This window comes from Oceanidesulfovibrio marinus (genome assembly GCF_013085545.1).
Lineage (GTDB): Bacteria > Desulfobacterota > Desulfovibrionia > Desulfovibrionales > Desulfovibrionaceae > Oceanidesulfovibrio > Oceanidesulfovibrio marinus.
Window position 1 is genome coordinate 3,184,268 of record NZ_CP039543.1, and the last position, 19,256, is coordinate 3,203,523.

The following is a 19,256-nucleotide window of genomic DNA, read 5'->3' on the forward strand; positions in this document are numbered from 1 at the left end:
ATACAAGGAGAATGGTTTCATGGACAAGGCACGCATAGCGGAGCTTTCCGTAACGGACCGGGCGAATGTCTTCCACCCTTCGACGCATCTGGCCCAGTTTGCACGGGGTGAAGCCCCCAACCGCATCATCACCAAGGCCGAGGGCATCTACATCGAAGACGCCGAAGGCGTCCGCAGCCTGGACGGCTTCTCCGGCCTCTACTGCGTCAACGTGGGCTATGGCCGCAAGGAAATCGCCGACGCCATTGCCGAGCAGGCGAACACGCTGGCCTACTTCCACGCCTATGTGGGGCATTCGCACGAGCCCGTCATCAAGCTCTCCGAGCGCATCGTGCGCAAGGCCGGCATGGGCATGCAGCGCGTCTACTACGGCATGTCCGGCTCCGACGCCAACGAGACCAACATCAAGTTGGTCTGGTACTACAACAACGTGCTGGGCCGGCCCGAGAAGAAGAAGATCATCTCCCGCCAGCGCGGCTACCATGGCTCCGGCATCATGACCGGCAGCCTCACCGGCCTTGGCCTGTTCCAGGACCACTTCGATCTGCCCGTGAACGTGATCAAGCACACCATGTGCCCGCACCAGTACTGGAACGGCATGGACGGCGAGACCGAGGAAGAGTTCAGCCAGCGCTGCGCCGACGAGCTGGAAAAGATGATCATCGCCGAGGGCCCGGATACCGTGGCCGCCTTCATCGGCGAGCCCATCCTGGGCACCGGCGGCATCATTCCCCCGCCGGCCGGCTACTGGCAGGCCATCCAGAAGGTACTGGACAAGTACGACGTGCTGCTCATCGCCGACGAGGTCATCACCGGTTTCGGCCGCACCGGCCAGTACTTCGGCAGCCACACCTACGGCATGAAGCCCGACCTCATCGCCATTGCCAAGGGCCTGACTTCGGCCTACCTGCCGCTTTCCGGCGTTATCGTGGGCGAGCGCGTGTGGAAGGTGCTGGAGCAGGGCACGGACGAGTTCGGCGCCATCGGCCACGGCTGGACCTACTCGGCCCATCCCATGTGCGCCGCAGCCGGCAACGCCAACCTGGACATCGTTGACAAGGAAGACCTGCCGGCCAACGCCCGTGAGGTGGGCGGCTACTTCCAGCAGAAGCTGCACGAGACCTTCGGCGACCACCCCATGGTGGGCGAAGTTCGCGGCGTGGGTCTGATGGCCGCCCTGGAGTTCGTGGCCGACAAGGACAAGAAGGAACGGTTCGATCCCTCCAAGAAGGTGGGCTACTCCGTGGCCGGCGCCTGCCTGGAAGAGGGCCTCATCGCCCGGGCCATGCCCCACGGCGAGATCCTGGGCTTTGCCCCGCCCCTCATCGTGACCAAGGACGACATCGACACCATCGTGGCCAAGGCCAAGACGGCTGTCGACAAGGTGTATGCTGCTTTGTAATACGAAATTGAATTGGTAAAGAAAAAGGCGTCTTGCATTGAGCGAGGCGCCTTTTTTGCTTGCATTCGACGGGGCGGAGTAACCAAGCAGCTGGTGGAGTGAATACCACAAAGTATCACGAGGTGGACAAGAGTATACGGAAATTCTACCCTCCCCCAGAATCGGTATTCATTTAGACCAGGAGACCACGCCATGCAAGACTTCCACCCGGAATGCGCCGTCTGCCCATACGACTGGAGTGAACGATACTGCCGCAAGGAAGGCGGCAAGGGTCCGAAAAACTGCCCCTCGTTGCGGCACAAGGCGCTGAAAGAGCGCTCCCTGGAGCTGTTGCGCGCCGACCCGGCGCTGATGAACTTCGCTACGCAGGCGTCCTTGCAGGAGACGGCCGGCTACTCGGGCCGGGAAAAAGGCTATGCCAACATCAAACCGGCCAAGCCCCGCATTCAGGAGATCGTCGAGTTCGCCAAGCGCATGGAGTACCACCGGCTGGGCATGGCCTTCTGCATCGGCCTGCGCAAGGAAGCCGAGGTGGTCCACAAGATCTTCACGGACAATGGCCTTGAACTCGTCTCCATCTGCTGCAAGGCCGGCCGCACGCCCAAAGAGGCCATCGGCCTCACCCAGGCGGACCACGTGGACCCCTCCCAGGAGAAGGAGACCATGTGCAACCCGGTGCTCCAGGCCTTGCTCGCCAACGAACATGACGTTGAGCTCAACGTGCTGATGGGCCTCTGCGTCGGCCACGACTCCCTGTTCATCAAACACGCCGAGGCGCCTGTCACGGTACTGGCGGTGAAGGACCGGCTACTTGGCCACGCACCGCTCACGGCCGTGTACCAGTACGACGCCTACTACCGGAACCTCAAATGCCCTCTCGCCTGAGACACCAGCCGTGCGACAGCATGTCATAACAGGCTGTGTGCACAATAGATTACGGGCAAGAGCTCCACGAAAAAGGGCCCACGCACAATGCGCGGGCCTTTCCGGGCAAATCAGACGCGGAGCCGTAGGCCCCTTGTCCTTAAATTACAGTGAGTTCCTGAAGATACGCTCCACAACCTTCTCGTCCGCCTTGATGGGGGCAAGCGGCAGCAGCATCTTGGCCAGGGAGGAATCCATGGTCAGCTTGACCAGCGCCGGGATGTCGGCCTCGGTGAAGTAGTCGGACATGTCGGTCTTCTGGCCCACGGAGTTGAACCACTTCCTGAGGCCTTCCACAACCTTGTCGCGTTCCGCCGGAATGCCTTCCAGGTCGGGCACGATGGGCTTGAGCAACTCGGCGAGCTGCTCCGGCACTGCGTGATAGATTTCCTGAACCATGGCCGGCATGAGAATGCCCAGACCGTCGCCGTGCGTCACCTTGGCGTCGTGCGTGCTCATGGCATGCTCCATGGCGTGGGTGATGTGCAGCAGGCCAAGGTCGAAGCTGATGCCGGCGATGGCCGAGGCGTACATCAGCCAGTAGCGCGCGGTCAGGTTGCCGGGCTCCACGATGGCCTGGGGCAGATACTTGGACACGAGGCGGATGGCGTCTCTGGCCAGGCCGAACGAGTACGGCGTGGTGGTGATGGTGGTGGCCGCCTCCAGAGCGTGGTTGACCGCGTCGATGGAGGTGGAGATGGTCTGCTTTATCGGCATGGTTGCCGTAAGCGCCGGGTCTTCGATGGTGTATGTGGCGTAGATGTGCGGAGAGTTGATGGCGGGCTTGTCCTCGCCATCGGATTGTGCCACTGCAAAGGCATCGCACTCGGAGCCGGTGCCGTGGGAGGTGTTGATCAGCAGCAGGGGCACGGCGTCGTTGATGCCTTCGCCCTTCTCATAGAAATCAACGGACTTCTTGCCGGGATGCTTCATCAGCACGGCAGCGGTCTTGGCGGTATCCATGGAGCTGCCGCCGCCGATGGCCAGAATGCAGTCGGCCTTCATTTCGAGGCCAGCCGCCGCGGCTTCCTCGCAGTTGTCATAGGTGGGGTTGGGACGGACCTTGTCGTAGTGTTTCCAGGACTTGGCATGCTTGTTCAGGGCCGGTTCGACCGTATCCCAGGCGCCGCTGGCCTTGTAGGCGCAGTTATCGGTCACGACCAGGATGTTGCCCATTCCTTTCTGGGTAAGGCCTTCGAGGATATCATTGACTTTCTGAACGGCGCCGACGCCGAAGTAGGTAAGGGGACGTGTGGGTTGCAGGACGAAAACACGGTTGATGTCGATTTTGGCTTCCCAACTGCTCATGACATTCTCCTTAACTATTGGTTGTCGAATAGCGTCTTTGAGTCTCATGGGCTAAGGTGCATGATATGCGACAGGCCTGCTCAGTTCGACGAATCCTCCTTAATGGCTTGCCCCGATGTAAGCGGTTTCAGTTGACGCTGCCCGCTTCAGGTCTTGCGAATGCTTTTTCACATAGCACCAAAACTTGACCCAATTATGGGCCGTAATCCAGCCGAAGCCTTCCTCATGCGGCGCGCACCCTGCAGATCATCAGAATCCCCGTCACGCAGGCATGCCCGACGCGTCCCGAAAGCTTTTGCAAGCGTGATATCAAGAAATGTCTATTGTAGGCAATACATTTCAAAAAAAACTGGTTCCGCCAGCTGAACCCACAGAACATCACGCAACTATTAGGATTCTTGGCAACTCCTCTACACCTTTTCCCATGGCGCCATGCGGGGCGATTTCCGAAAAAAAAGCCGGCCAGGTGTGTCCCTGACCGGCTTCATCTCATATTGACGCGCGTGCCCGCGCGGCGCGGGTGTTTCTCTGACGTCCAGACGCTATCCCTACGGCCCTTCCCCGATATTCTTCAACCCGTCGATGAGTTGGCTCAGCTTGTTGGAAAGGCGCGCGAGCTGCTCCATGGCCACAGCCGACTCGTCCATGGCGTGCGCGGTTTCTTCGGCAATCCGGCTGATCTCGCCGGTGCCCCGCTTGATCTCCTCGGATGCCGCGCTCTGCTCCTCGGCGGCCGAGGCAATGGACTGCACCTGGCCTGCCACCTCGTCGACTAGCTGCAGAATGTTGCCCAACGCTTCGCCGGCTTGGGTAGCCAGGCTGGTGGTCGATTCCACCACCCGCCGTGTTTCCTGCATGGAATCAATCGACATGGCGGTTGAGTCCTGGATGGAGTGAATGGCGGCACCGACCTCCTTGGTCGCGCCCATGGTCTTTTCGGCCAGCTTGCGGACCTCGTCGGCAACCACAGCAAAGCCGCGGCCGGCCTCGCCGGCCCGCGCCGCTTCGATGGCGGCATTCAGCGCCAGAAGGTTCGTTTGGTCGGCAATGTCCGTAATCACGTTCATGACGTTGCCGATGGACTCGGCCTGGCTGCCGAGCTGCTCCATCTCCTGGCTCAGCTTGTCTGTTTCATGAACCAGGGTGCCGACCGAGGACACCACCTGGTCCACGATCTCCGAGCCGGAGCGCGCTTCCTCCTTGGTCCGCATGGCGCTGTCCGAGCTTTTCGAGGCGCTGGAGGCCACATCGATAACCGAGGCGTTCATCTGTTCCATGGCCGTGGCGTTCTCGGAGGCCATGTTCCGCTGCTCATTCGAGCCGCGTTTTGATTCCTCGATCTGTGCGGAGAGCTCCGTGGAGGCCGAGGATATCTGCTCCACAATCTCTTCGAGCTGCTGCGCGGCCTGGAGCATGCCCTCGGTCTTTGCCGATTCTGCCTGGCACCGCGCATCCTCGGCCTGGTCAAGCGCCTCGTTGGCCTGGGCGCTCTTGACCTCGGCCTCTCGCGTCTTGTCCTCGGCCAGGGAAATCGTTTTCACCAGCTCCTTGACCATGGTTCGCATGTTCTCGAACAAGACGGCGAACTCGGACTTGAACTTCGCCGCGTCTGGCAGGGAGTCGTAGTTTCCGGCTGCTATGTCCTTGGTCATATCCACCAGGGAGCGAATGGGACGCACAACGCCGACCGTGGCGTACAGGCCTCCCAGAACGCCGAAGACCAGCACCACGATGCAGCCGATGATCAACACATTGATGATGGTCTGGTTGGCTGCGGCGTTGATCTCGCTGGTCTCGACCAGGGCGGCGAGCTTCCAGCCCGTCTCCTTGGAGGTGAGCACAACACCGTCGTATCCAACGCCGTCCAGCTCCAGATTGTCCAGGTCGCCGTCGGCGGTGTTGCTGATGCGCTTGTAGGCATCGCCTTCAACGTCGCCGATCTTTTTGAAGTTGTTGTCGGAATGGTGGGGATCGGAAAGGATCGTGCCGTCATTTTGGACAAGCATCACATAGCCGGTCTCGCCTATCTTGAGATTGGATACGATCTCTGTAAGGTCGCCCAGGCTGATATCAACGGCCGAAACGCCGATGAACTTGCCGGAGTCGTTGTAGATCTTGGTGGTGACACCGATGTTCGGGACACCCTGCGTGGTGATGTACGCCGAGAGCAGCGTGGTGTCGGTGGCGGACTGCTTGGATTGCGTATACCACGGCCGGCGGCGCGGATCATAATCGGTGGCCATGACCTCCTCGGCGTTCTGCGTATACCCGCCGTCCTCGAAGCCCATGTACACGTAGGCGAAGTCCGGGTGCGCGCTCATCATGTCGTCGCACATCCGTTTTATCAGGATCTCGGAGGGGTCCGTGGCCACGGCGCCGGCCGGCGTGGGCTTATCCTGCTCAAAGTAGCGGGTCCACTTGCCCATGGCCCCTTTGACCTCGGGCAGAGTCGCCATGAACGCGCTGGTGTACTTGGCCTGGTTCAGGATTTCGTTCACGTACCGCTGCACCAGGACGAGACTCTCCCGCGACGACTCATGGTATCGCGTTTTCATGGCGTCCTGTATCCGAACCGAAATGGCGACAGAGACAATGGCGACAGAAATAATGATGGGCAGGACTATTGCGGTGATCAATTTTCCACGTACACCCACTATACACCTCCTTGAGTGCTGTATTCTTTCCATCGGCATATAGTGCCCCGACTTTACGGTCGAATTACACCCCAGGAATCATTATCACGCAACATGAATTTATGGAATTATATTCATCACACTCCAGTCACACCGCCCGCACAATGAAACTTGCGGACAAGGAATACGTTCTTTTGCAATTACTATCGATGCTATCTGATTTTCAAATTTACGCCGCGCATATCTCTACGTCATAACAACGATTCCCACATAGGATGACCAGCTGACTCCGAAAGCCTAACGCATACGCCACTTTATTTCGTGACACAGAAATGACATGAAACAAAAAGGGCCCACACGGTTGTGTGAGCCCTGAAAGGTCGGGTGGCGTCCCCAAGGGGATTTGAACCCCTGTCGCCGGCGTGAAAGGATACGCTGGAAGCCTTATTTCACCGATTTTCACTCGGATTACTGGCGTGGAAAACGGGTTTTCACTGCTATGTCCCGACCAAATTTACGACTGAGGCTTTATCGAACTAAAAGGTAAACTTTTGTTTTTTCGTTAAACACAAATTAATTTAAAAGCCGCCTTGGCGGGCAAGGCGGCTTTTGATCGCAGTGAGTTTAGAGAAAGCCAAACTTATGCCGGTGCCGTTGAACAGCACTGCACTTTCACTTCTTCTTCCTTGCGGATCTCATGAGCAGATTTCTTAGGGGATTCCTTTTCCAGGGTAATCACCCTTGAATCTCTAAAGGGGGATTGAAAATCTTCAAACCCCGAAGGTCTAATAAACTCATAACCGCCTGGAATGCTTTTCTTTCTCATGACATTACCCCTGTACGGTTTCATTAGATATAACCATTTCTACTTGGTTTTTCAAGAGCTCAAGCATCGCGAGATGATATTTCGTAAATTGGCCAGGATGGCTACTTGTGAGAATTATAACCCCTACAGGCTTGATATCATCTTTATACCCATCTGATAATGCCAAAGCTGTTGTTTGACATAGAGGGACAGACATCGCAGCACGATAAAACTTATCATCATCATCCTTTTTATTTTTTGAATAGTAACCAAATGTAGTCAAATCATCTATCGCAATAGGATCACCATCAACAAAGCAAGCCCCCACGTGACCAACTCCGTAGGGCCACGATCTGCTTGGCATATCTTTCTTGATTCGTTCTAACTTCATGCTTCTATATCTATAAACACACTCGAGTTTCCTTTCCTCTTCATTGGCAAGGAACACTGCGAAGTTCATATGTGCAGATCGGTTATAATTGAATATTTCACATAGGCAAGGCTTGATTGGATCCAGTAGTGTATCCAAATATGTCTTATCACTCTTTAGATCCTCAACAGATACTAATCTTAAACTTAGTGATTTTGCATTTAAATTTACTTTCCTCAAGGCCATATGAAAATTGGAAACTTCTTCATGGTACCTTTCGTAATAATTAACTTTAGTCAAAGCCTTTTCATAAAAGGCAAAATCTTTAGCTGTGTTATATTCTGCTATAAAATATAAAAAAACTGCACTTGCTATATGAACTCCTAGCACCAATCCAAAGCTAATAGTCCACCAAACTGAAATATTTTCTACTTTAAGATCAGCAGTAATGAGTTGACCAACATATAGCGAGAAGACGATTGGGGATACGATTGTTATCGCAATTTGAGCAACTAATTTTATCGTTTGTATATTTGATGCGAAACGAACAACATGATGCTTTGCATTTTCGTACCGTTCTTTAATGCCCTCATGTAAGCTTCTCACTACTCACCTCTACACTCGCCCTTAAATATTGCAGAACATCTATGAACTCCCCTATTCGATGCAACGCGCACCTTGGCGCTGGCCTCATTTTCTTCCTTGTTCCTGTAGCAAGCAGAAAGGCAAATACACAAGTCTCTTTATCAGTATCGCAAACTGAAAGCCGCCCGGGCACATGCCCGCCGCCAGCGCTAGCTTTAGCCCTGATGTCTTGGCTTCAACGGGCAGAGGAAACCGCCCCTCGAATTGAGCAGCGACAAACCCAGAAACAAAAAAAGGGCCCACACGGTTGTGTGAGCCCTGAAAGGTCGGGTGGCGTCCCCAAGGGGATTTGAACCCCTGTCGCCGGCGTGAAAGGCCGGTGTCCTGGACCAGGCTAGACGATGGGGACGCAGGACGGAAAATGAAATTGGCTGGGGGACAAGGATTCGAACCTTGGTTAACGGGGCCAGAACCCGTCGTCCTGCCGCTAGACGATCCCCCAGCGCGAGAACGAAGTCTATATATAAGCCGGAACCTCCCTGTCAACCATTTATGGCCTCCAGGACCGCTTTTTTTACAGGCGGCGTTGTTCCTGCTTTCCGCGCGGCATAAACCATGCGCGAACATGGCTGTGGCGCCCTTCTCCCGGCCGGACTTCGCGGCGAACCGGGAGCGCTGCCAGACGCGCCGCTACGGAGTGTTTCGCGAAGCGCGGTGCTACACGGCGCGGGCGAGGCGGCGCGAGCGCTTCTTCAGCTTGTTGATCTTCTTGCGCAGGATCTCGCGGTCCTTGCGGGAGCTGGCCTGGAGGCGCTCCTCGCGCAGGCCGGCGATGTCCTTCTTGATGCCGGAGATCTGCTTCTTGTAGGGAGAGACGGCGCCTTCCTCGTCAACAATGCCGAAGACTTCCTTGATGGCAGCGACGAGCTCTTCCTTGCCCATGCCGGACGCGCCGGTGATCTGGGGAATCTTGTCCATGACCAGCTGGCGGAGCTCCTTGGCGGTCATCTTGTCCAGGGGCTTGCTCAGGCCCAGGCTGTCCAGGGTCAGCTCGTTCTCGTCGGCCTTCTTCTCGGCCGGAGCCTCGGTAGCCTCAGCGGCGGTCTCTTCCGTCACTTCCTGCTCTTTCGTTTCATCGCTCATGTGTCTTCCTCCGAATTGCGGTTTTGCTTACCGCTTTCTTGCTCTTTAAAAAATTCCACGTACTTGCGGTAGGCTTCCGCAATCGTTGGATTGTCCACAAATTTGCCTGACAGGCTGCCGATCCGGGCCGGCTTCACTGGCTTTTCCCGTACGGGAATCGTCAATCGCTCGGCATCCACGCCGTGCCTGTCGCCCAGGAGCTCGCCCTGTACCGTGTCGAACACGGGCTCTTCCAAAAATCCGTGCACCGCATCGAGTATGTCCGGCGCATGGAAGGTGAGCTCCTGCATGGCCATGACGTCCTCGACGCCGATGCGCAGCGTGGTTTTTCGTCTGCCCAGAGGCCGGCCCAGGCTCGCGACCTCCTCGCCCACGATCTCATCCCAGTGCCGCCACAGCAACACTAGGCGGAATGGCAGGTCCGCGCCAAGGCTGGCGCGGAGAAATCGCGGCAGGGTACGTCCGATTCGGTCCATGACCGGGCTCCCTCGTCATCCAAGACGCGTACGCCCAGACGAAAAGTTGTCGCTCATACCAAGATAAATGCCAAAAGGTCAAGTCGAGAGCGGCCATCCTAACAGTATTTCCCCGGCCTGACAAAGCATCCATGTTTCGGGATTCGGCTTGACAGAGGGAGCCAGGGCCTATAAATAGCTGCATCAAGATATCTTGATTTATCGATTGAGCCACCCGGAACACCACGAGAGATCTCCGCCACACGACCCATGCTGACAGCCCTGCCCCTTTGCAAGGCGCTGGCCGACGAAACCCGGCTGCGTCTTGTCCGCCTGCTTTCCGAGTACGAGCTCAACGTGAACGAGCTCGTCTCCGTGCTGGGCATGGGCCAGTCGCGCATCTCCCGCCACCTGAAGATCCTGGCCGACAACGGCCTGGTCTCCTCGCGCCGGGACGGGCTGTGGGTCTTTTATGAGGCGGACAAGGACAGCCCGGCCATGGAGCTGGTGACCACCCTGCGCCGGATGTTTCCGGACCAGGAGGCCGAGACCGAGGACCTGAGTGCGGCGGCGCGCGCCCTGGAGGACAGAGCCCACGCCACGACGCGATTTTTCGACTCCATCTCCGACAAGTGGGACAAGCTCTCGCGGGAGATTCTCGGCAGCCTCGACCTTTCCGGCGAGATCGAGATGCGGTTGCCGCAATGCGGCACTGCGGTGGATCTGGGCTGCGGCACCGGCCGTTTGCTGGACGTGCTCCGGCGCAAGTCGGATTACGTCATCGGCGTGGACTCCTCATCCAAGATGCTGGATGCGGCCCGCCACAGGCTCAGCGAAAACGGCAGCCACGTATCCCTGCGCCTGGGCGCTCTGGAGCACCTGCCCGTGCGCGACGGGGAAGCCGACTGCGTCGTGACCAGCCTGGTGTTCCACCACCTGAGCGAGCCGCGCAAAGGCGTGGCCGAAGCGTCGCGCGTCCTCAAGAAGGACGGCGTCTTCATTCTCGCAGATTTTGCCAAACACCAGCGGGAGACCATGCGTTCACGCTACGGCGACCGCTGGCTTGGATTCGAGCACGAGGAGATGGACTCCTGGCTCGACACGTATGGATTTGATGTGGAGGAATCGGCCGAGTTCCCGGTGAACGAAGGCCTGTTCGTCCGCTTGTTGAAAACACGCAAACGCTGAAGCGCATTGGAGGAAGCATGCTGAAGTCGACAGCCCCCGAACTCGACCTGAGCCTCGACCACAAAGTCGCGGACATCTCCCAGGCCGCCTGGGGACGCAAGGAAATGCAGCTTTCCGAAAACGAGATGCCCGGTCTCATGGAGCTTCGCAAGAAGTACGGGCCGCAAAAGCCCCTCAAGGGCCTCAAGGTGACCGGCAGCCTGCATATGACCATCCAGACCGCCATGCTCATCGAGACGCTCTACGAGCTCGGCGCGGACATCCGCTGGGCATCGTGCAACATCTTCTCCACCCAGGACCACGCCGCGGCCGCCATTGCCGAGGCCGGCTCCGCCAAGGTCTTTGCCTGGAAGGGGGAGAGCCTGGAGGAGTACTGGTGGTGCACCGAGATGGCCCTGACCTGGCCCGACGGCTCCGGCCCGGACCTGATCGTGGATGACGGCGGCGACGCCACCCTGCTCATCCACCAGGGCGTCAAGGTGGAGAAGGACCCGTCCCTTCTGGACAAGTCGTACGACGTCAAAGAGTTCCAGATGATCATGGACCGCCTGGCCAAGAGCTACGAGACGGACAAGACCCGCTGGCAGCGCGTGGCCGAGAAGATCCGCGGCGTTTCCGAGGAAACAACCACCGGCGTGCACCGTCTCTACCAGATGGCCAAGGAAGGCTCCCTGCTCTTCCCGGCCATCAACGTGAACGACTCCGTGACCAAGTCCAAGTTCGACAACCTGTACGGCTGCCGCGAGTCCCTGGCCGACGGCATCAAGCGCGCCACGGACGTGATGGTGGCCGGCAAGGTGGTCGTGGTTGTGGGCTACGGCGACGTGGGCAAGGGCTGCGCCCAGTCCATGCGCGGCTTCGGCGCCCGCGTGCTGGTTACCGAGATCGACCCCATCTGCGCCCTGCAGGCCGCCATGGAAGGCTTCGAAGTGACCACCATGGACGAGGCCACCCCCCTGGGCGACATCTTCGTCACCTGCACCGGCAACTACCACGTGGTGACCGGCGCGCACATGGAGAAGATGAAGGACGAGGCCATCCTCTGCAACATCGGCCACTTCGACAGCGAGATCGAGATGGTCTACCTGGAGAAGAACCCCAAGTGCACCCGCGACGAGATCAAGCCGCAGGTGGACAAATGGACTCTGGAGTCCGGCCGCTCCATCATCGTGCTTGCCGAGGGACGCCTTGTGAACCTGGGCTGCGCCACCGGCCACCCCAGCTTCGTGATGAGCGCCAGCTTCACCAACCAGGTGCTCGCGCAGCTGGAGCTGGCCGCCAAGGACCACAAGAACGAGGTCTTTGTGCTGCCCAAGAAGCTGGATGAAGAGGTCGCCGGGCTGCACCTGGCGCGCCTGGGCGTCAAGCTGGAGAAGCTCAGCCAGGAGCAGGCCGACTACATCGGCGTGCCAGTGGAAGGTCCCTTCAAACCGGACCACTACCGCTATTAGGAAATCCGGACGCTCCCGGAACCATGGAGACATTCCCGGCGCCTGTCCGGCGCCGGGTCCGCTCTCTGGACAACGAACCTCCAGCACGTGTAGAGGCTAACGCTTCACTCGAAATTCTCACCCCGGACAAACGCCATGGAAATTGTAACCAACCCATACGATCTGCAGACCCGCGCCAGTGAATGGCGCTGCTCCGGTCTGCGCACCGCCCTCGTGCCCACCATGGGTTACTTGCACGAAGGGCACCTTACGCTGATAGACCATGGCCGAAAGAACGCCGACAGGCTCATGGTGAGCCTGTTCGTAAACCCGACCCAGTTCGGTCCCGGTGAAGACCTCGACACGTATCCCCGCGACGCCGAGCGCGACGAAGCGCTCGCCCGCGAGCACGGCGTGGACGTTCTGTTCACCCCCACGCGCGATTCGATGTACGCACCCGACCACGCCACCTGGGTGGAGGTGCCGAGCCTGGCCGCAGGTCTCTGCGGCGTCAGCCGGCCCACCTTCTTCCGCGGCGTGGCCACCGTGGTGACCAAGCTGCTTATCCTCGCCATGCCGAACATCGCCATGTTCGGCGAGAAGGACTACCAGCAGCTCACCCTGATCAAGCGTATGGTCCGCGACCTGATGTTGCCCACCGAGATCGTGGGCATGCCCATCGTGCGCGAGGCCGACGGCCTGGCCTTGAGCTCGCGCAACGCCTACCTCACCGAAGCAGAACGCGCCCAGGCGCCCCAGCTGTACAAGGGGCTTGCCGCGGCGCAGGATGTGGTGGCCGGAGGCGAGCGCGACATAGCCGCGGTCAGACAGTATGTCGAATCGTATTACGCCAAGAATCTCCCTTTGGGAGAGCTGGATTATCTGGAGTTCGTTGACCCCGAGAGCCTTGTCCCCATGACACGCGCCGATGGCCCCTGCCGGGTCGCCGTTGCGCTACGTCTTGGAAAGGCGCGGCTCATCGACAACCTGCGTATCGATCCGCCCAGCGGGCGCGAGTCTGAGAAGTGAAATCTATACTAAGACGTTTTTTCCAGCGGCTTGTCGCCGAGATGAAATCCGCCTTCAAGGTGAACATCGTCGCCGGCATCCTTGTTCTCGTACCCCTCGTGGCGACGATCTTCTTTCTCAGATTGTTCGTCACCTGGGTGGACCGCATCTGGAACGTTCTCCCGCCGGCATGGCGGCCGGACGAGCTCCTGCCGTTCCATATCCCGGGTCTGGGCCTTGTGCTGCTGCTCATGGTCCTGTTCCTCAGCGGTTTCCTTGTACGGAACTTCATCGGCCGCAAGCTTCTCGAGTTCTGGGAGTGGTTCCTCTCCAAGATCCCCTTCGTGAGCTGGATCTACATTGCCGTGAAGCAGCTTCTGGAAACCATCACCATAACTTCTTCCAAGGAGTTCAAGCGTGTGGTTCTCCTGGAGTACCCCCGCCGCGGGCTGTACGCCCTGGCATATGTCACGGGGGTGGCCACCGGCGAGGTCCAGCATAAGACCGAGCAGAAATGCATCAACGTGTTTCTGCCTTCCACGCCGAACCCGACTACCGGTTTCTACCTCATCGTGCCCGAGGATGACGTCATCCCTCTGGACATGAGCGTGGAAGAATCGTTCAAGCTCCTCATGTCCGGCGGCATTCTCAGCCCGGAGCAACAGAGGAAAAGCAAAATGAATGGAGCCCTGAAAATGCCTGGGCTCAAGAAATCCAGGGAGAAGACCACATGATACCGAACAAGGGAAAGTACCACTTTACTTCCGAGTCCGTTACCGAAGGCCATCCCGATAAAGTGGCCGATCAGATATCCGACGCCATCCTCGACGTTATTCTGAGCCAGGACAAGAACGCCCGCGTGGCCTGCGAGACCCTCGTGACCACCGGCCTGGCCTTCATTGCCGGCGAGATCACCACCACCGGCTACGCCGATTTCCCCTCCGTGGTCCGCGAGACCATCAAGGATATCGGCTACAACCACTCGGACATGGGCTTTGACTGGGAGACCTGCTCGGTCATCTCGTCCATCGACAAGCAGAGCGCCGACATCGCCCAGGGCGTTGACCGCGACGACCCCGAGAGCCAGGGCGCCGGCGACCAGGGCATGATGTTCGGCTTTGCCAGCGACGAGACCGAGACCTTCATGCCTGCGCCCATCTACTGGTCGCACAAGCTCTCCCGGCGCCTGGCCTACGTGCGCAAGGAAGGCATCCTCGACTTCCTCCGTCCCGACGGCAAGACCGAGGTCTCCTTCCTCTATGAGGACGGCGTGCCCAAGAAGATCGACACCGTTGTCGTGGCCACGCAGCACTCCGAGAACGTGACCCACTCGGACCTCGTGGACGCCGTGCGCGAGGAGGTCATCAACAAGACCATCCCCGGCGAGTACCTCGACAAGGATACCCGCATCTTCATCAACACCACCGGACGCTTTGTCATCGGCGGTCCCATGGGCGACTGCGGTCTGACCGGCCGCAAGATCATCCAGGACACCTACGGCGGCATGGGCAACCACGGTGGCGGCGCCTTCTCCGGCAAGGACCCGTCCAAGGTGGACCGCTCCGCCGCCTACATGGCGCGTTACGTAGCCAAGAACGTGGTGGCCGCCGGCCTGGCGCCCCGCTGCGAAGTGCAGATCGCCTACGTCATCGGCGTGGCCGAGCCTGTCTCCGTGCTGGTTACCTCCATGGGTAGCAGCGAGCTGCCGGACGAGCTGCTGACCAAAGCCGTAAACGAGGTCTTCGACCTCCGGCCCTTCTACATCACCAAGCGCCTCGATCTGCTCCGCCCCATCTACAAGAAGACCGCCTGCTACGGCCACTTCGGCCGCACCAACCCGGACTTCACCTGGGAACGGACCGACGCTGTGGACGATCTCCGTACGGCCGCCAAGGTCTAAGGCGGCGTCTGCTGCAAGACCAGACAATGTGACTCTTGCGGGGGGAGGAACCGCTCCCCGCTTCCCCATGCACAAGGCCGCGCCCTCTTCGGAAGACGCGGCCTTTGTGTTGTGCAATCTCGCGGGCTTCCTTGCGGGATGTGCCCACGGTAATTTAGGGGGATGCCGTTCCGTGCATTGCTCCCCTGACAGAGAGCTTGCGGGACAACGTCTCTCAGAGCCCAACTCCCCTACGTCCTTAGATATCGATAAACTCCAACGCAGGAGCCGAGTCGATGATGCCGTGGCGGGCAAGCGCAGCGTAGAAGGCGCGCAGCCCGTCGAGCTCCTCGGGGCCGAGGTCGTAGACCAGGCCGGCGAAGTAATCGGTGAGCTCGTCCACGGTCATGCCGGTGGTTTGGGAGACGGCAGGCAGCAGGCTGGGCAGCTTGGCCACGCCGGCGCGTTTGCTGGCAAGGAGAGCGCGTGCCGCGGCGCGAAGCTGCGCCGGCTGCTCCTGGAAGGTTTTGCGGGACACACCCCAGAGCCCGAAGATGAAGGGCAAGCCAGTCCACTCCCGCCAGGCCTCGCCCAGGTCCAGTCGGACCGGATAGTCCGGGTGGCGGCGCAGAGTCAGGGCCTCGTCGCCAATGCAGAGGATGGCCTGGGGCCGCTCGCCGGACTCTAGAATCGCAGTCGCGTTTCCCGTGGTATACCGCAATGAATCGAGGCCGTAGTGATCGGCCAGGAGCATGCGCAGAAGCGTGGCCGAGGTGTGCGTCTGGGCGCTGACGAGGATGCCCCCCCCGTTGAGCTCCTTGATGGGCTTGCGTGAGAGCAGAAGCACGGACTGCACTGGTCCACGGCTGCCAATGCCCAGATCCGGGATGAGCAGATACTGCTCGTGCCGGCGACCATACTCCACAGAGGACATGGACGAGATGGGTAGCTCGCCAGCGGCCATGCGGTCGTTGAGGTAAGATGGCGGTCCGCTTACGATCTCAAAGTCGAGATCGCCCAGAACGTCGGGATCGCCGGACTCGATGGGTTCGTAGATGGGCAGGACGTTGAGGTAGCCTATCCGCCCAAGCTTCATGGATATTTTCGTGTGCTGCTCAGTCGATGCGCTCATTGTTTGTCCTCGGCATCGTCGTCGCGCAGGGTGTAGTCCATGCGCCGGCGGCGCGGTGTGAATCCGGCCTCGCGGATGAGGCGGCGGATATCGTTTTCAGGCAAGGAGAAGCTGACGCCCGTGGCCGCGACCACGTTTTCCTCGATCATGGTGGAGCCGAAGTCGTTGGCCCCGCCGAGCAGGGCGAGCTGCGCGATCTGCGGTCCCATGGTCACCCAGGAGGCCTGGATGTTCGGCACGTTGTCCAGCACGATGCGCGAGAGCGCGAGCACCCGCATGTAGCTGCAGCTTGTGGGCGGGCGGCGGGCCGCGCCGTTCTCGTCCTTGGCCAGGGCCGTGTTGTGCGGCTGGAAGCCCCAGGGGATGAACGCGGTGAAGCCGCCGGTCTCGTCCTGGAGATCGCGCACGGCCAGCATGTGGTCGATACGCTCGGCGCGCGTTTCCACATGGCCGAACATCATGGTGGCGGTTGTCTTGAGCCCCTGTTGATGCGCCTCGCGCATTACGCCGAGCCATGCCCCGGCCGAGCACTTGTTGGGGGCGACGTGCTTGCGCACGCGGTCCACCAGAATCTCGGCGCCGCCGCCCGGAATGGAGGCCAGGCCGGCCTCGTGCAGCCGGCGGATGACCTCGGCCACCTCCATGCCGTACAGCTCGGAGAAGTAGACGATCTCCGGCGGGGAGAAGGCGTGGATGTGGATGGTCGGGAAGGTGTCCCGGATGTGGCGCAGCATGTCCTCGTAAAAGGAAAATGGCAGCTCCGGATGGTGACCGCCTTGCATGAGGATCTGCGAGCCGCCCAGGGCCACGGTCTCCGCCACCTTGCGTTCCAGCTCTTCCGTGGAAAGAACGTAGCCGCGCGCATCGCCGGGCGCGGCAAAGAACGCACAGAACTTGCAGCCGCAGCTGCAGATGTTGGAGTAATTGATGTTGCGGTCCACAACATACGTAACCCGGGCCACGCCGTTTTCCACATCGCCGCGCTGCTCGGCCTTGCGCATGCGAACGGCGTGGGCAAGGCGCATGAGGGTATGCAGATCAGCCTCGTAGGCCAGGAGCAGGGCCTCGTCCTTGCCGATGCGCTGCCCGTCGAGAACAGCGTCGGCCACGGAGCGGACGGCGTCCGGAAGGGTTGCGATCAGCACGGCGATTCTCCTTGCGGTTCGGTGTTCTTGGGCCGGAAAAGGGCGTCCCGCTCCACTGGGGTAAAGCCGCAGTCGCAGGCCATGGCCACAATGCCCTCCGGCGTCAGGGCCTGCTCGCTGGAGGCGCCGGCCATATGGCCGATTTTCTCCTCCACCACGGTGCCGTCGAAGTCGTCCGCTCCGTAGTGCAGTGCCGTGAGCGCCAGTTTGACCCCGAGCATGACCCAGTAGGACTTGATGTGCGGGATGTTGTCGAGCATGAGCCGGGAGATGGCGAGGGTCCGCAGGATATCCGGGGCCGAGACGCCGGCGAATCCTTCCGGCAGCTCCAGCGCGCTGTTCTTGATGAGAAACGGCAGGAGGATGAAGCAGATGAAGCCGTTCGTCTCGTCCTGCAGCCGGCGCAGCTTGTCCAGATGGTCCAGCCGGTGCTCCACGCTTTCCACGTGGCCGAAAAGCATGGTGCAGTTGGTGCGGATGCCCATGGAGTGCGCCTCCTTGGAGATGCGCAGCCACTCGTCGCCGCTCACCTTTTCCGGGCAGATGCGCGCACGAACATCCGGGTCGAAGATCTCGGCGCCGCCGCCGGGCATCATCTCCTGGCCGGCAGCGCTCAACCGCTCCAGTACCTCGCGGGTGGAGATGGACTCCAGCTTGGCGAAATGCTCGATCTCCACGGGTGTGAAGGCCTTGATGCTCGTGTTGGGCAGCTTCTTGTGCAGGGTGCGCAGGGCTGTCTCGAAGAAGTCGAGGCCCAGCTCCGGGTGGCAGCCGCCCACGATGTGCAGCTCGGTGATGTCTCCTGCCGAGGTCGCCTTGTCCACGATCTCGTCCAGGTTCAGGGTAAAGCCGCCCTCCTCGCCCACGCGGCGGTGGAACGCGCAGAAACGGCAGTCGTTGGCGCAGACGTTGGTGTAGTTGACGTGGCGGTTGCGGACCCAGGTAACGCGCATGCCGTGGCGCTGCATCCGCACATAATGGGCCAGAGCGGCCACGGAGGAGAGATCCGGGCATTCGAAGAGCCGCCGGCCGTCCTCGATGGTCAGGCGCTCGCTCGCCTGCACTTTTTCCCGGATGTCGTCTATTCCGAGGGCCTCGTAGAATCGGGGGTTCAGCATGGTGCGATCAAACCTCGCTCGATGCAGGACACCAGGGCGTCGATGCACGCGTCCAGCCGGGCGTCGTCGTGCAGGCCGAAGCCGGTGTCCATATAGGGTAAGGTGCGCGCCTGGAAGAATCGATCCATAAGCGCGTCCAGAAAGAAGACGGCCGCTTCCATATCCACATCCGGCCGCAGCTCGCCGCGGGCCTTGGCGTCCTCCACCAGGGAGCGCCAGTATTTCGTGGACAGGCTGCGGACTCGTGACAGCAGTGTTTCGCGTAACGGAAAAGACTCCTGAAAGAGCATGCGCGTGTACAGGCGGTAGACCTCGGGGTGCGCTTCCAGAAAAGCGCTGACGGTCAGGAGCGCTTCGCGGATGCGCTGGCCCAGAGGCTCATCGCGGGTAGCGTCGCGTACGGAGCGCAAAGGCTCGGCAAACTGCCCGGCCACACGGTCGAATACGTAGTGGAAGAGGCGCTCCTTGTTGCCGAAGTACTGGAAGAGCGAGCCCTTGGCGATGCCCAGAGCGCGCGCGATGCGGTTGGAGCTGGCGCTGCCGAAGCCGTGCGCCGAGAACTCGTCCAGCGCGGCCTGGTAGACGCGTTGCTGCTTTTCCTCCGGCAAATTGAGAAACGTGGCTGAAGCCGGGGCGTCAGTATTTTGATGGATGGATTCCATGATCTTTACGGCAGCTCACTTGGGGAGCATGGTTGCGTGAAACAGCGGTTTGTATCAGAATGACCACCT

At 59.9% G+C, this 19,256-nt stretch carries 17 protein-coding genes and 2 tRNA genes; 7 read left to right on the top strand and 12 right to left on the bottom strand.

Annotated features, from left to right (window positions below; translation table 11 throughout):
• Window positions 1–19: 19 nt before the first annotated feature.
• On the top strand, window positions 20–1,402 hold the full coding sequence (locus E8L03_RS14085; protein WP_171267686.1) for an aspartate aminotransferase family protein: 1,383 nt from the start codon (window positions 20–22) through the stop codon (window positions 1,400–1,402).
• A gap of 192 nt (window positions 1,403–1,594) precedes the next feature.
• Window positions 1,595–2,287, top strand: coding sequence for a DUF1847 domain-containing protein (locus tag E8L03_RS14090; RefSeq protein ID WP_144234234.1), 693 nt, complete (start codon window positions 1,595–1,597; stop codon window positions 2,285–2,287).
• A 144-nt stretch (window positions 2,288–2,431) separates the two neighbouring features.
• On the opposite strand, the gene E8L03_RS14095 is transcribed toward E8L03_RS14090, so the two are convergent.
• The 8 genes from E8L03_RS14095 to E8L03_RS14130 all read right to left on the bottom strand — a co-directional run bounded on the left by E8L03_RS14095 (window position 2,432) and on the right by E8L03_RS14130 (window position 9,646).
• Window positions 2,432–3,634 carry an iron-containing alcohol dehydrogenase gene (locus E8L03_RS14095; RefSeq protein WP_144234233.1) on the bottom strand — a complete coding sequence of 401 codons (1,203 nt, stop codon included), beginning with the start codon at window positions 3,632–3,634 and terminating at the stop codon, window positions 2,432–2,434.
• 548 nt (window positions 3,635–4,182) lie between these two features.
• Window positions 4,183–6,189 carry a methyl-accepting chemotaxis protein gene (locus E8L03_RS14100; protein ID WP_167512342.1) on the bottom strand — a complete coding sequence of 669 codons (2,007 nt, stop codon included), beginning with the start codon at window positions 6,187–6,189 and terminating at the stop codon, window positions 4,183–4,185.
• A gap of 718 nt (window positions 6,190–6,907) precedes the next feature.
• Window positions 6,908–7,093, bottom strand: coding sequence for a hypothetical protein (locus tag E8L03_RS14105; protein ID WP_171267687.1), 186 nt, complete (start codon window positions 7,091–7,093; stop codon window positions 6,908–6,910).
• A 4-nt stretch (window positions 7,094–7,097) separates the two neighbouring features.
• Window positions 7,098–8,048, bottom strand: coding sequence for a GAF domain-containing protein (locus tag E8L03_RS14110; RefSeq protein ID WP_171267688.1), 951 nt, complete (start codon window positions 8,046–8,048; stop codon window positions 7,098–7,100).
• Between the two features lie 310 nt (window positions 8,049–8,358).
• Window positions 8,359–8,436, bottom strand: a tRNA-Glu gene (locus E8L03_RS14115).
• A gap of 19 nt (window positions 8,437–8,455) precedes the next feature.
• Window positions 8,456–8,529 (bottom strand) — tRNA-Gln (locus tag E8L03_RS14120).
• A gap of 215 nt (window positions 8,530–8,744) precedes the next feature.
• Complete coding sequence (locus E8L03_RS14125) at window positions 8,745–9,035, bottom strand: hypothetical protein (RefSeq protein WP_144234455.1); 291 nt, start codon at window positions 9,033–9,035, stop codon at window positions 8,745–8,747.
• A gap of 131 nt (window positions 9,036–9,166) precedes the next feature.
• Window positions 9,167–9,646 (bottom strand): DciA family protein, encoded by a 480-nt coding sequence (locus E8L03_RS14130; RefSeq protein WP_144234231.1) that lies wholly within the window; start codon window positions 9,644–9,646, stop codon window positions 9,167–9,169.
• Between the two features lie 249 nt (window positions 9,647–9,895).
• Between E8L03_RS14130 and E8L03_RS14135 the strand changes: the two genes are divergently transcribed.
• The 5 genes from E8L03_RS14135 (at window position 9,896) to metK (ending at window position 15,151) form a co-directional block, all read left to right on the top strand.
• Window positions 9,896–10,813 carry an ArsR/SmtB family transcription factor gene (locus tag E8L03_RS14135; protein ID WP_144234230.1) on the top strand — a complete coding sequence of 306 codons (918 nt, stop codon included), beginning with the start codon at window positions 9,896–9,898 and terminating at the stop codon, window positions 10,811–10,813.
• 17 nt (window positions 10,814–10,830) lie between these two features.
• On the top strand, window positions 10,831–12,264 hold the full coding sequence (gene ahcY / locus E8L03_RS14140) for an adenosylhomocysteinase (RefSeq protein ID WP_144234229.1): 1,434 nt from the start codon (window positions 10,831–10,833) through the stop codon (window positions 12,262–12,264).
• 135 nt (window positions 12,265–12,399) lie between these two features.
• Window positions 12,400–13,272, top strand: coding sequence for a pantoate--beta-alanine ligase (panC, locus tag E8L03_RS14145; protein WP_171267689.1), 873 nt, complete (start codon window positions 12,400–12,402; stop codon window positions 13,270–13,272).
• Window positions 13,269–13,985 carry a DUF502 domain-containing protein gene (locus E8L03_RS14150; RefSeq protein WP_235896517.1) on the top strand — a complete coding sequence of 239 codons (717 nt, stop codon included), beginning with the start codon at window positions 13,269–13,271 and terminating at the stop codon, window positions 13,983–13,985. Before panC ends, E8L03_RS14150 begins: the two co-directional genes overlap by 4 nt.
• A complete protein-coding gene (gene metK / locus E8L03_RS14155) occupies window positions 13,982–15,151 on the top strand; it encodes a methionine adenosyltransferase (RefSeq protein ID WP_144234227.1) in 1,170 nt (389 codons plus the stop codon). The genes E8L03_RS14150 and metK overlap by 4 nt, the downstream gene beginning before the upstream one ends.
• A gap of 238 nt (window positions 15,152–15,389) precedes the next feature.
• Here metK and E8L03_RS14160 read toward each other — a convergent pair whose 3' ends face one another.
• The 4 genes from E8L03_RS14160 to E8L03_RS14175 are packed head-to-tail and all read right to left on the bottom strand — an operon-like array spanning window position 15,390 to window position 19,187.
• Window positions 15,390–16,262: a menaquinone biosynthetic enzyme MqnA/MqnD family protein gene (locus E8L03_RS14160; RefSeq protein ID WP_171267690.1), complete on the bottom strand. Its 873-nt coding sequence runs from the start codon at window positions 16,260–16,262 to the stop codon at window positions 15,390–15,392.
• Complete coding sequence (mqnC, locus tag E8L03_RS14165) at window positions 16,259–17,407, bottom strand: cyclic dehypoxanthinyl futalosine synthase (protein ID WP_244963531.1); 1,149 nt, start codon at window positions 17,405–17,407, stop codon at window positions 16,259–16,261. Before mqnC ends, E8L03_RS14160 begins: the two co-directional genes overlap by 4 nt.
• Entirely contained in the window at window positions 17,401–18,525 is a 1,125-nt protein-coding gene (gene mqnE, locus E8L03_RS14170; RefSeq protein ID WP_171267691.1) for an aminofutalosine synthase MqnE, read from the bottom strand. The genes mqnC and mqnE overlap by 7 nt, the downstream gene beginning before the upstream one ends.
• Window positions 18,519–19,187: a TetR/AcrR family transcriptional regulator gene (locus tag E8L03_RS14175; protein WP_144234224.1), complete on the bottom strand. Its 669-nt coding sequence runs from the start codon at window positions 19,185–19,187 to the stop codon at window positions 18,519–18,521. Before E8L03_RS14175 ends, mqnE begins: the two co-directional genes overlap by 7 nt.
• Between the last annotated feature and the right edge of the window lie 69 nt (window positions 19,188–19,256).

Coding starts and splice junctions, on each gene's coding strand:
- E8L03_RS14085 (WP_171267686.1), top strand. CDS start 20: ATGGACAAGGCACGCATAGCGGAGCTTTCCGTAACGGACCGGGCGAAT.
- E8L03_RS14090 (WP_144234234.1), top strand. CDS start 1,595: ATGCAAGACTTCCACCCGGAATGCGCCGTCTGCCCATACGACTGGAGT.
- E8L03_RS14095 (WP_144234233.1), bottom strand. CDS start 3,634: ATGAGCAGTTGGGAAGCCAAAATCGACATCAACCGTGTTTTCGTCCTG.
- E8L03_RS14100 (WP_167512342.1), bottom strand. CDS start 6,189: ATGAAAACGCGATACCATGAGTCGTCGCGGGAGAGTCTCGTCCTGGTG.
- E8L03_RS14105 (WP_171267687.1), bottom strand. CDS start 7,093: ATGAGAAAGAAAAGCATTCCAGGCGGTTATGAGTTTATTAGACCTTCG.
- E8L03_RS14125 (WP_144234455.1), bottom strand. CDS start 9,035: ATGACCGCCAAGGAGCTCCGCCAGCTGGTCATGGACAAGATTCCCCAG.
- E8L03_RS14130 (WP_144234231.1), bottom strand. CDS start 9,646: ATGGACCGAATCGGACGTACCCTGCCGCGATTTCTCCGCGCCAGCCTT.
- E8L03_RS14135 (WP_144234230.1), top strand. CDS start 9,896: ATGCTGACAGCCCTGCCCCTTTGCAAGGCGCTGGCCGACGAAACCCGG.
- ahcY (WP_144234229.1), top strand. CDS start 10,831: ATGCTGAAGTCGACAGCCCCCGAACTCGACCTGAGCCTCGACCACAAA.
- panC (WP_171267689.1), top strand. CDS start 12,400: ATGGAAATTGTAACCAACCCATACGATCTGCAGACCCGCGCCAGTGAA.
- metK (WP_144234227.1), top strand. CDS start 13,982: ATGATACCGAACAAGGGAAAGTACCACTTTACTTCCGAGTCCGTTACC.
- E8L03_RS14160 (WP_171267690.1), bottom strand. CDS start 16,262: ATGAGCGCATCGACTGAGCAGCACACGAAAATATCCATGAAGCTTGGG.
- mqnE (WP_171267691.1), bottom strand. CDS start 18,525: ATGCTGAACCCCCGATTCTACGAGGCCCTCGGAATAGACGACATCCGG.
- E8L03_RS14175 (WP_144234224.1), bottom strand. CDS start 19,187: ATGGAATCCATCCATCAAAATACTGACGCCCCGGCTTCAGCCACGTTT.